Source organism: Cyanobium sp. LEGE 06113, from assembly GCF_015207615.1.
This window is the reverse complement of sequence record NZ_JADEWM010000007.1, coordinates 110,683-119,850: the sequence shown is the minus strand read 5'-3', so window position 1 is coordinate 119,850 and position 9,168 is coordinate 110,683. Positions and strand designations below refer to the sequence as shown.

15 protein-coding genes and 1 pseudogene are annotated in these 9,168 nt (G+C 66.9%); 7 read left to right on the top strand and 9 right to left on the bottom strand.

What is annotated here, in order from left to right; genetic code table 11:
- Nucleotides 1–9 precede the first annotated feature (9 nt).
- Nucleotides 10–279 carry a hypothetical protein gene (locus IQ220_RS12365; RefSeq protein WP_186699205.1) on the bottom strand — a complete coding sequence of 90 codons (270 nt, stop codon included), beginning with the start codon at nucleotides 277–279 and terminating at the stop codon, nucleotides 10–12.
- Between the two features lie 131 nt (nucleotides 280–410).
- On the opposite strand from IQ220_RS12365, the gene IQ220_RS12360 reads away from it, so the two are divergent.
- The gene (locus IQ220_RS12360) at nucleotides 411–680 is read left to right on the top strand and encodes a YciI family protein (protein ID WP_186700256.1); all 270 of its coding nucleotides are present in this window, start codon (nucleotides 411–413) and stop codon (nucleotides 678–680) included.
- Nucleotides 681–704: 24 nt separating this feature from the next.
- Here IQ220_RS12360 and IQ220_RS12355 read toward each other — a convergent pair whose 3' ends face one another.
- On the bottom strand, nucleotides 705–1,115 hold the full coding sequence (locus tag IQ220_RS12355; RefSeq protein WP_228009183.1) for a c-type cytochrome: 411 nt from the start codon (nucleotides 1,113–1,115) through the stop codon (nucleotides 705–707).
- A 117-nt stretch (nucleotides 1,116–1,232) separates the two neighbouring features.
- On the bottom strand, nucleotides 1,233–1,598 hold the full coding sequence (locus IQ220_RS12350) for an AbrB family transcriptional regulator (RefSeq protein ID WP_186699203.1): 366 nt from the start codon (nucleotides 1,596–1,598) through the stop codon (nucleotides 1,233–1,235).
- Between the two features lie 194 nt (nucleotides 1,599–1,792).
- On the opposite strand from IQ220_RS12350, the gene IQ220_RS12345 reads away from it, so the two are divergent.
- Both IQ220_RS12345 and IQ220_RS12340 read left to right on the top strand, forming a co-directional pair.
- On the top strand, nucleotides 1,793–2,302 hold the full coding sequence (locus IQ220_RS12345) for a GNAT family N-acetyltransferase (protein WP_186699201.1): 510 nt from the start codon (nucleotides 1,793–1,795) through the stop codon (nucleotides 2,300–2,302).
- Complete coding sequence (locus IQ220_RS12340) at nucleotides 2,295–2,825, top strand: Nif11 domain/cupin domain-containing protein (RefSeq protein WP_193915301.1); 531 nt, start codon at nucleotides 2,295–2,297, stop codon at nucleotides 2,823–2,825. Before IQ220_RS12345 ends, IQ220_RS12340 begins: the two co-directional genes overlap by 8 nt.
- On the opposite strand, the gene IQ220_RS12335 is transcribed toward IQ220_RS12340, so the two are convergent.
- The 5 genes and pseudogenes from IQ220_RS12335 to IQ220_RS12315 all read right to left on the bottom strand — a co-directional run bounded on the left by IQ220_RS12335 (nucleotide 2,761) and on the right by IQ220_RS12315 (nucleotide 5,345).
- The gene (locus IQ220_RS12335) at nucleotides 2,761–3,276 is read right to left on the bottom strand and encodes a phosphate-starvation-inducible PsiE family protein (RefSeq protein ID WP_225875803.1); all 516 of its coding nucleotides are present in this window, start codon (nucleotides 3,274–3,276) and stop codon (nucleotides 2,761–2,763) included. The two genes, IQ220_RS12340 and IQ220_RS12335, sit on opposite strands and share 65 nt — an antisense overlap.
- Before the next feature lie 82 nt (nucleotides 3,277–3,358).
- Entirely contained in the window at nucleotides 3,359–3,595 is a 237-nt protein-coding gene (locus IQ220_RS12330; RefSeq protein WP_193915377.1) for a hypothetical protein, read from the bottom strand.
- 51 nt (nucleotides 3,596–3,646) lie between these two features.
- Nucleotides 3,647–3,976 carry a hypothetical protein gene (locus tag IQ220_RS12325; RefSeq protein ID WP_193815158.1) on the bottom strand — a complete coding sequence of 110 codons (330 nt, stop codon included), beginning with the start codon at nucleotides 3,974–3,976 and terminating at the stop codon, nucleotides 3,647–3,649.
- A gap of 59 nt (nucleotides 3,977–4,035) precedes the next feature.
- Nucleotides 4,036–4,386 carry a YkvA family protein gene (locus tag IQ220_RS12320; protein WP_186699193.1) on the bottom strand — a complete coding sequence of 117 codons (351 nt, stop codon included), beginning with the start codon at nucleotides 4,384–4,386 and terminating at the stop codon, nucleotides 4,036–4,038.
- Nucleotides 4,387–4,425: 39 nt separating this feature from the next.
- A pseudogene (locus tag IQ220_RS12315) lies at nucleotides 4,426–5,345 on the bottom strand (sigma-70 family RNA polymerase sigma factor).
- A gap of 194 nt (nucleotides 5,346–5,539) precedes the next feature.
- Here IQ220_RS12315 and IQ220_RS12310 point away from each other — a divergent pair.
- Nucleotides 5,540–6,040, top strand: a complete 501-nt coding sequence (locus IQ220_RS12310; RefSeq protein WP_186699189.1) for a DUF2214 family protein — start codon at nucleotides 5,540–5,542, stop codon at nucleotides 6,038–6,040.
- 212 nt (nucleotides 6,041–6,252) lie between these two features.
- Nucleotides 6,253–6,897: a peptidase gene (locus IQ220_RS12305; RefSeq protein WP_193915299.1), complete on the top strand. Its 645-nt coding sequence runs from the start codon at nucleotides 6,253–6,255 to the stop codon at nucleotides 6,895–6,897.
- A 90-nt stretch (nucleotides 6,898–6,987) separates the two neighbouring features.
- On the opposite strand, the gene hisIE is transcribed toward IQ220_RS12305, so the two are convergent.
- Nucleotides 6,988–7,683, bottom strand: a complete 696-nt coding sequence (hisIE, locus tag IQ220_RS12300) for a bifunctional phosphoribosyl-AMP cyclohydrolase/phosphoribosyl-ATP diphosphatase HisIE (RefSeq protein WP_228009181.1) — start codon at nucleotides 7,681–7,683, stop codon at nucleotides 6,988–6,990.
- 34 nt (nucleotides 7,684–7,717) lie between these two features.
- On the opposite strand from hisIE, the gene IQ220_RS12295 reads away from it, so the two are divergent.
- Both IQ220_RS12295 and IQ220_RS12290 read left to right on the top strand, forming a co-directional pair.
- Nucleotides 7,718–8,209 (top strand): 6-carboxytetrahydropterin synthase, encoded by a 492-nt coding sequence (locus IQ220_RS12295; RefSeq protein ID WP_186699183.1) that lies wholly within the window; start codon nucleotides 7,718–7,720, stop codon nucleotides 8,207–8,209.
- On the top strand, nucleotides 8,206–9,168 hold the full coding sequence (locus tag IQ220_RS12290) for a permease (protein WP_186699181.1): 963 nt from the start codon (nucleotides 8,206–8,208) through the stop codon (nucleotides 9,166–9,168). Before IQ220_RS12295 ends, IQ220_RS12290 begins: the two co-directional genes overlap by 4 nt.

The window sequence follows — 9,168 nt, the reverse complement described above, 5'->3', positions numbered from 1 at the left end:
CCAGGGGGCTCAGAGGTTGTACTTCTTGGCCGTGCGGGCCTTGCAGGTGGTTTTGGCCTGCTCCTGACTGCTGCCGCTCTTCATCTGCTGCACCACGCAGTCGCAGGTGTAGTCGGCCATGCCGGCCGGCGCCGGCTTCCCGGAAGCCTTGACCTCATCATTCACCGCAGCGAGGCAATACTTGCGGATCATGAAATCCATCATGTTGGCTTCGGCTGGCAGCTCTGACACCAGCGCTCCGAAGGCCAGGAACACCAGGGCAGCGGCACGGATCAACATGGCTGGAGAAGGGCGCGATGGTCGTCCTGCTGTCCTATCACCTTGTGGTGGGGCTGAGGGTGGCGTTGGCGCCAGCGCGTTCCGCTTTGTGCACCGGCACCGATAGGGTCGAGGCCCTCCACCACTCCGCCATGGCCCGCTTCGTGCTCTGGGGCACCTACTGCAACGATGCTCTGGACAAGCGCACACCGTTTCGGGAGGAGCATCTCGCCGGGCTCAAACGGCAGAAGCAGGCGGGAACGCTGATCACCCTGGGACCCACCGAAGGCAGCACCCATGTGTTCGGCATCTATGAGGCCGACAGCCGCGAGCAGGTCGAGGCCCTCGTCAAAGGGGACATCTACTGGCGAGAAGGCATCTGGACTGCCGTGGAGATCCATGGCTGGATTCAGGCCTTTTGACCCTGCAGACAAACAGGGATGGGATCAGCTGCGGGGCCAGCCCGCCTGGGCCTGATCCCAGACCCAGGCCGCTACAGCCTGGACGCCGTCCTCGCCGAGCACGTTCGCGTACCCCCCCATCTGGCCCACACCAGCTGCTGCAATCGCAGCAATCGCGGCCTCGGAGGCAACGCCCTGGCGCTCCAGGGCAGCGAGCTTGAGGGTTTTGCCCCGGCGCAGAACATTGCCGCCATGGATGTGGCAGCCGGCGCAGTGATTGGCAAACAGCTGGGTTCCTTCGCTGCTGGTCATGGCGGCGTGGGCTGGAGGCACCAGCGCCACCAGCGCCACCAGAGCGACCCACACCAGCATCGCCACGACCGCAAAGCCCCTGCTGAAAACCTCCTGGAGCCGTTGAGCAGAAGGAGGCCGGATGGAGAGAACAATGGATGGCATCGGCTGAATCACACCTGCTGATCCATCAGGTTGGCACCCCGATGGAAATCAGCAGCAGGGGGAGAACGTCGCCATCCAGACTGGCTCAGCTGCGGCGCTGAGGCAGCCGGCGAAGCATCACTCCTCGTCTTCGTCGGTGGCGCCTGCGGGGATCAGACGGATCTGCTTCCGGCCCAGCTTGATTTCAAACTCATCGCCGGGCTTGAGATCCAGCAGGGCGGTGTAGGCCTTGCCGATCAGCAGATTGCCATTGCCCTGCACGGTGGCCACATAGCTGAGCTTGCGCCCACCTTTGCCGACCTTGCCGGTGCCGCCGAGCTCGACGCCCTTGGCTTCGAGCAGGGCTTCATAGAAGGCCGTGAAGTTGAGGCGATCGCCGCCGTCCTTCTTGGTGGAGACGTAACCGCAGGCGCGGACGATCTCCGACTTACTCACGTCACCAAGCTCTTTGACCTTGGCGAGCAGTTCAGATCCAGTGAGCATCGGTCAGGGAGGTGGTAGGGGGAGGTGATAGGGGGAAACTTCCCTCTAAGACTTCTTAAATTTACACCACCGGATGCTGTTGACAAGCTTGCAACTTGAGAATGGTGATCCCAAGCCAATTGGGCGGCCCTCTGTGCCACGGCCACCGCCACCATCAACGAGGTGATAGAACATGCCTTGGGAGGATCGGGTGGATGAACCGCTTACGCATCCTGCGGCCTAGCGACCTGGAACAGTTGCTCCTGCTCTATCGGGACGCCGTGGTCAGCCAGGCTGTTCGGCTCTACAGCCCCGCACAGATTGCAGCCTGGGTTGAGCATGCCTCCCGCAGCAATGGCGTGGCGATCGCCCTGCAGCAGGGCTACGGCTTGGGCAGCCACCCAGTGGATCAACCCAATGAGCTCGAGGCCTTCGGGATTCTCGAACCAGCCGATCGCCTCTCCCTGCTCTACTGCCGCGGCGTGGCCAGCCGACGCGGGCTGGCGAGCACCATTCTCGAACAGTTGGAGGCCCACGCCCGGCGGCATGGCGTCCCCCAGCTGCGCACGGAGGCCAGCCAGCTGTCCCGGCCCCTGCTGCTGAGGCGCGGCTGGCAGGTGGAGGCGGCCGAAACGGTGCAGCTGCAAGGCGTGAGCTTCGAGCGCTGGCGGATGATCAAACCGCTGACCACCGCGCACCTCGGTGCCGCTGCCGCCCGTGGCTGAAGCCCAACTGCAACAGTTTCTGGAGAAGGTGAGGCAACTGAATGCCTTTGTAGAGCTCACCGAGACAGACCCAGCCCTGCGCCAGGCCTTGAGGGACTGTGAGCACCATCACCAGGTCGTGGAGCTGGCAAGCCGTTGCGGTTTTGAGATTGGGCGCCGCTGGGGAGAGCCGCCCCAACCCGGAGCTGTGAGCACCAACCTGCTGAGCCAGCCCTGCCCACCGCAGGGGGCTGAATCCTGCAGCGTGCTGGTGAGGGGTGAGGGCTGGAGGCTGGAGCGGATTCACTCCTGCGCGGCCACTACGCCGGGCGATCAGTGGTACGACCAGACGGAGCATGAGTGGATCACCCTGGTGCAGGGTTCAGCCCTGCTGCAGTTCGCCGATGAGCCCGGCGCCAGGGCTCTTCAGCAGGGCGACTGGATGCTGATCGCGCCCCACCGGCGCCATCGCGTCGTCGCTACAGATCCTGCCCCCGGCTCCGTCTGGCTCGCACTTTTCTGGAGCGCTTCCTGCGCAGGGTGAGCGAACGCACCAACCAGTAGGCCCCGGCCAGGGCGAGCACGGCGATGCCGAGCCCGGCCAGCAGTTGGGGCTTGCTCTCGGCACCGGCGGGCAACACGATCACCTTCCTGGCCACAGCGGTCATGGCCGTGAGCAGCACCAGCTCGATCTGAACCACGTGGCGGCGCAGATAGGAGGTGATGTTCTGCAGCACCTCCACGGCGATCAGCAGGTTCAGCAGATCGCCCAGCACCCGGTTCAGCTTGTCGCCCAGCCAGGGGGTCTCGGAAACGCTCAGGGCCAACGCCACCTGCCAGATCAACTGCAGGGTGGCCGCCGCCATCACCACGACCAGCACGATGCCGAGCAGCTTGGCCAGCTGCCGCTCGGCGCGGTCGATCACGGACAGGTAGTAGACGTCGTCGAGCAGACGCTGCAGACGCAACACGAGGGGCCGGGACAGGGTTGGCATCCATCAGGCGCCCAACTCTTGCACCACAGGTGGGCCTGGGGCCTGAACACCCCCAAGAACGATGCAGCTCCCGTGGGGAGGCTCAGTTCTCAAACAACTCGAACTGCGGCCTGGCCGGGGTGTCGCCGGCAGGATTTTCCAATTCGGTGTCACAGGTCACCGCTCCATCGGGTGCGGTGACACAGTTGGTGGGCTTCACCCTGGTCGCAGGGCCGACGGAACTGCCAGGACCGAGCAGATAGCCCTCCCGTTGGGCCAGGGCTGCTGGCAGCTCCACCGCTGCCCACGCCAGGCAGAACAGGGCCAGGACCCGGACCAAGGACGTGATCATGCGGATGTGACGCGTTGCGCCCACTCTGGCGACAACGACTCAATCGCGCCGTTCAGAGCGGATCTCCTGCAACAACAGATCCAGCTGGCCGAGGGAAGCACTGCCGTCCTGCGCCGTTGGCGCAGGAACGGTGTCGATGGCCTGATCTTCCAGCTGCCAGCGCTCCTCAATGCCGCAGAGCTGGCCAGCCAGACCGGTGAGCCCCTCACCCGCGTAGGTGTGCTGCAGGGCCTCGAGCAGCACCGGCATCCGGATCGAGCTCGCCTGCAGCGCCCGCCGCAGGTCGGCCTGGGTGCGGCCGCTGTGCCGCAGCCAGTCCTTGAGGAAGGCCTGAAGCTCCTCGAGCTGCTCAGGGCTCAGCGCGGACATGGCAACAGCGAATCACGACAGGAACGGGACAGCGGGGAACGGGCCAGAAGCTTGACCGATCAGCGTCCCAGCGGGAACCAGCGGTCCAGTCTGCGCTGCGCCCTCATCCTGATGGTTTCGGTGCGGTGGCGACCGCAGATGCCCAGAAGGGCGGTGATGGCCACCAGATCATCACTGAAGCCTGCCACCGGAATGAAATCTGGAATCAGATCCAGGGGCACCAGGAGATAGGTGAGGGCAGCGAGCACCGTGAGCTTGGCCGGCGTGGGGGTGTCCCCATCCAGCAGCATCTCCAGACATTCCAGAGCCGGCCTGGCAATGCCCCGCCCAGCACGGCGCAGCAGTCTCAGCAGCAGGGCTTCGTCAACGACGGTGCTCTCCAGCACCTCAGCATCAACGGAATTTGACACGTGACATTCAACAGGCCGACCTTGCCATTCTTGACCGAGTCAGGCTTCGACCAGGCCCGTTTCAATGCCGGTTTTCCGCAGTTTGCGCAGGGCGCGCTGCACAACCTGCCGGCAATATTCGCGGCTGCAATCCAGCTGTCGCGCCACTTCCGCCAGGGTGCGCCACTCGTGGCTGCCATCCAACCCGAAGCGCAGCATCAACACCGTGCGTTCCTTGGGAGTGAGGTTGAGCGCTCCAGCAACACCCACACCGAGGCACTGCGCTCGGCCAGTTCGGCCCGCTCCATCGGCGCGAGATCCTGGCTGGGCAGCACATCCACCAGCTCGGAGGGGTCTGACTTGGACTTCACCACCCCCTGCAGGCTGACGGTGATGCTGCGCAGTTCGCAGCCCAGCAGCTCCTCCACTTCAGACAGCGGCAGGTTCATCGCCCTGGCCAGGGCTGGGGCGCCAGGGTTGACGCCATGGCATTGCAGGTAGCGGGCCTTGGCGGCCCTCAGGCGGGTGAGCTTCTCATTCACATTGACGGGGATCCGGATCGTGCGGCTCTGGGTGGAGAGCGCCCGGTTCAGACCCTGCCGGATCCACCAGTAGGCGTAGGTGCTGAAGCGGTGGCCGCGGGTGGGGTCGTACTTCTCCACGGCACGGGTCAGGCCCAGGGTGCCCTCCTGAATCAGATCCAGCAGATCAAGCCCCTTGTTCTGGTAGCGCTTGGCCAGGTTCACCACCAGCCGCAGGTTGGCCGTGATCATCTGGTTCTTGGCCCGCTCACCCAGGCGCAGGGCGCGGCGCTCCTGGTCGCTGTACTCACAGGCGGGGCCCTGACCGCCGGCCTCCCGGCAGCGCTCCTGCAACCCGGCCATGGCCTGCACCTTGCGGCCCAGGGTGAGCTCCTGCTCCGGCGAGAGCAGTTGATGGCGACCGATTTCGGCCAGATAGGCGCTCAGGGAGCTTGGCATCAATCGCGGTTTCAGTTCAATGAACCTAAGGAGTTTTTCGGCCAAATGAAGAACCAACGGAAAAGCTTCCAACCTTCCAACTTGCTACACATTTTCAGGAACACTTCATCTTCATCTCCAGCCCCCGGGCTCGCAGCCTGCGGGATGTCACCGTTAAAATCCCGCGGCTGAACAACCGTGGAGTTCACCCCCACATGCCACTGCTGGACTCGCTTCCCGCTGAAGTGCTGCCCCGGGCCGGGGTGGCTTATCTGCATTACCTGAGCTTCATGGTGTGTTTCGGGGCTCTTGTGCTGGAGCGTCGCCTGATCGCCCCAAACCCCAGCCGGGAGAACGCCACCTTGATGGTGATCACGGACATCGTCTACGGCCTGGCGGCCCTGGCGCTCCTGGGCAGCGGCATCCTGCGTGTGTTGTATTACGGACAGGGAAGCGGCTTCTACACCGAGAATCCCCTCTTCTGGTGGAAGGTCGGGGTCTACCTCTCCGTGGGCGCCCTGTCCCTGTATCCAACCGTCACCTACATCCTCTGGGCGATTCCGCTGCGCAAGGGCGAACTGCCCCAGGTGAGTGAGGCCCTGGCCCAACGGCTGTCCTGGATCCTGAACATTGAACTGGCCGGGTTCGCCCTGATCCCCCTGCTGGCCACCCTCATGGCCCGGGGCGTCGGTCTACCCAGCCAGGGGTTGGGCTGAGACCGCTGAGCAGGATGCATCGCTTGCCGCAACGGCTGCTCCCAGCTGTCCCTGGCGCTCTGGGCCTGGGCCTGCTTGGGCTGGCGATCTCAGCCCCCTTAACCAGCCCCCTCCTGGCCCCGCCCCTGGGCGGCCCCCTCCAGGCCCAGCCGCTACCGGCCGCCAGGCCAGCCGGCGCACGAGCCTGTCCCGTCGCTGAAGCCAGGCGCCTGGTGCCCCGCCCTTCGCCCACTGAGCGCACCCCGCCCCCAACAGCTCCTGCGGTGGCCAGCGATTACCGCCACCTGCTGAGGCCCACCCCCTGGGGCTGGCCCCGGCGCGACCACTGGTGCCTCTGGATCGAGCCGGGCGCCATCGCAGGGCCGGCAGCACGTTGGGATGGCCGCTGGCGCCAGGCGGTGCAGGCCGCCCTCAACACCTGGAGCGCGGAGCTGCCGATCACCCTGGTGGACGATCCCCGCCAGGCCCAGATTCAGCTGCTGCGCCGCCGGCCTCCCCTCAGGGGTGGGCGCGCCAGCCATGGCCGCGCCGAGTTGCAGCTCGTGGCCGTGTTGCGGCAGGGCAGCTGGCAGCTGGAGCCCGAGGTGCTGGTGAGCATCAGTCCAGGGCAGCGGCTGGAGGCCACCCAGGCGACGGCCCTGCATGAGCTGGGCCACGCCTTCGGGATCTGGGGCCACAGCGATGTTGCCGGCGACGCCCTGGCCGCCATTCCCGGACCGGTGCCGGTGCTGGAGCTGAGCGCGCGGGATCGGGCCACCCTGGGCTGGCTTCAGTCCCAGCCTGGGCTCAGCCAGCCGCCGCCCGCAGCCCCGGCGCCAGCCGCAGGATCAGCGCAGACGGTGCTGAGGGCCGATTGAGCGGGCCTGCGATCGGGGCATCGCGGCTCCCGCAACCTCCTGCTGCCTGCGGCCTGAACGAGCCGCGTGCCCATGGATGGCGGAAGGCTCTCATCCCCGGCGTGGGGCGCCCCGGCGAGCCGCCAGAACCTGCTGCACCTGACGCCAGCTGACACCGTGGAAGGCCAGGGCCACCTGCAGGTGATACACGAGATCGGCGGCCTCCCCAGCGATCTCGGCCGGCTGGCCGTCTTTGCAGGCCATCACGAACTCGGCACTCTCCTCGCCGATTTTCTTGAGGATGCGGTTCTCACCCCCCTCCAGCAGAGTGTTGGTGTAGCTGCCGAGCTCGGGCTGGTCGCGCCTCCCCTCAATCACCCGCATCAGTTCCGTGCAGGCGTCGGCGGGTGGAGGCGGCGCGGCGGCTCCGCCGGCGCTGGGCTCGGGCCCGTCGTCATAGAAGCAGCTGCGGGCGCCGGTGTGGCAGGCCACATCGCCCACCTGCTCGATGCTGAGCAGCAGCACATCGGCGTCGCAGTCGTAACGCAGACCGCGCAGGTGCTGGATGTGGCCGCTGGTGGCCCCCTTGTGCCAGAGCTCCTGCCGCGAACGACTCCAGTAGTGCACTTCGCCGCTCTCCAGGGTGCGTTGCAGCGACTCCCGGTTCATCCAGGCCAGCATCAGCACCGCCCCGTCCAGCCAGTCCTGGGCCACGGCGGGAATCAGGCCATCGCCATTGAAGCGCAGCGCCTCAATGAAGCCGGGCTCCGGCCGCTGCCCCGCTCCACGCTGAAATAGACCTTGCAAGACCACCGCTCTGCCGCTGACCCGATCCTCTCCCATGCCCGCGCCGGCGACCTACACCTGCAGCAAGCACTTCGAGGGCTATCCGTGCTGCCATCGCCAGTGGCGCCATCAGGGCCACTGCCGCTTCGTGCACGGGTACAGCCGCAGCTTCACCTTCTGGTTCAGCGCCACCGCCCTCGATGCCTGCGGTTTCGTGGTGGACTTCTCCAGCCTCAGGCCCCTGGAGGCCCAGCTGAGCCATCAGTTCGACCACACCTTTCTGGCCAATGCCGACGATCCCCTGCTGGAGCAGTGGCAGACCCTGCACAACGCCGGCGCCCTGGATCTGCGGGTGATGGAGAACGTGGGCATGGAGGCCAGCGCCGCTCTGGTGTGGAGCTGGGCCAACGACCTTCTGCAGCGCCGCGACGGCGGCCGCAGTTGCTGCTGGAAGACCGAGGCCCGCGAGAACAGCCACAACGCCGCTGCTTTCGCCGCAACGCCCTCCTGGTTTGACGCCAGCCTCCCTGCGGGGCCGCAAGCGTGAGTCTCACCCGCCTGGCCACGGCCTGGGCCCTGTTTCAGGGGTTGCTGGTGGAGGCGCTGCCCTTTCTGCTGATCGGCGTGGCGATCGCCGCCCTGGCCAGGCGCTTCGCGCCGGGGGGGCGCTGGCTGCGGCGGCTGCCGGCCCACCCCGTCTGGGGGCCCCTCACCGGCGCCGCCCTGGGCTTCGCTTTGCCCGCCTGCGAGTGCGGCAATGTGCCGGTGGCGCGGCGGCTGCTGGTGGGGGGGGCACCGGTGGGCACGGGCCTGGGCTTTCTGTTCGCGGCGCCGGTGCTCAACCCGATCGTGCTGGCCAGCACCTGGGCGGCCTTCCCGGACCGTCCCTGGATGCTGCTGGCCCGGCCCCTCGGGGCCGTGGTGCTCGCCCTGGGGCTGGCCCTGGTGCTGCGGCAGCTGCCGGAGGCGGATCTGTTCCGCACCGACCTGCTGGAGGAGCGGCGCCTGAACCAGCCCCTGAGCAGCGTCAGCCTGCTGGAGCGCCGCACCGGGCTGGTGGGCCTCACCGAACCCGTGGCGCCACCGGAGCCGGTGGCGCGGCCAAGCTGGGCCACCGTGCTGCAGCACGGCAGCCGCGAGTTCATCGACCTGGCCCTGCTGCTGGTGCTCGGCTGCGCCATCGCCGCCCTGGTGCAGAGCCTCCTGCCGCGCCAGTGGCTGCTGGCCGTGGGGGGCGCCCCCACCCTCTCGATCCTGGCGCTGATGGCCCTGAGCCTGGTGGTGTCGGTGTGCTCGAGCGTGGATGCCTTCCTGGCCCTGGGCTTCGCGGCCCAGGTCACGCCTGGGGCCCTGCTCGCCTTCCTGTTGCTGGGGCCCGTGATCGACCTCAAGCTGATCGGCCTGCTGGGCCTGTTGTTCCGCCCCAAGGGCCTGCTGGTGACGGCCGCCGGCGCCAGCCTGCTGGTGCTGGTGATCGGCCAGTGGGTGAACCTGTGGAAGCTCTGA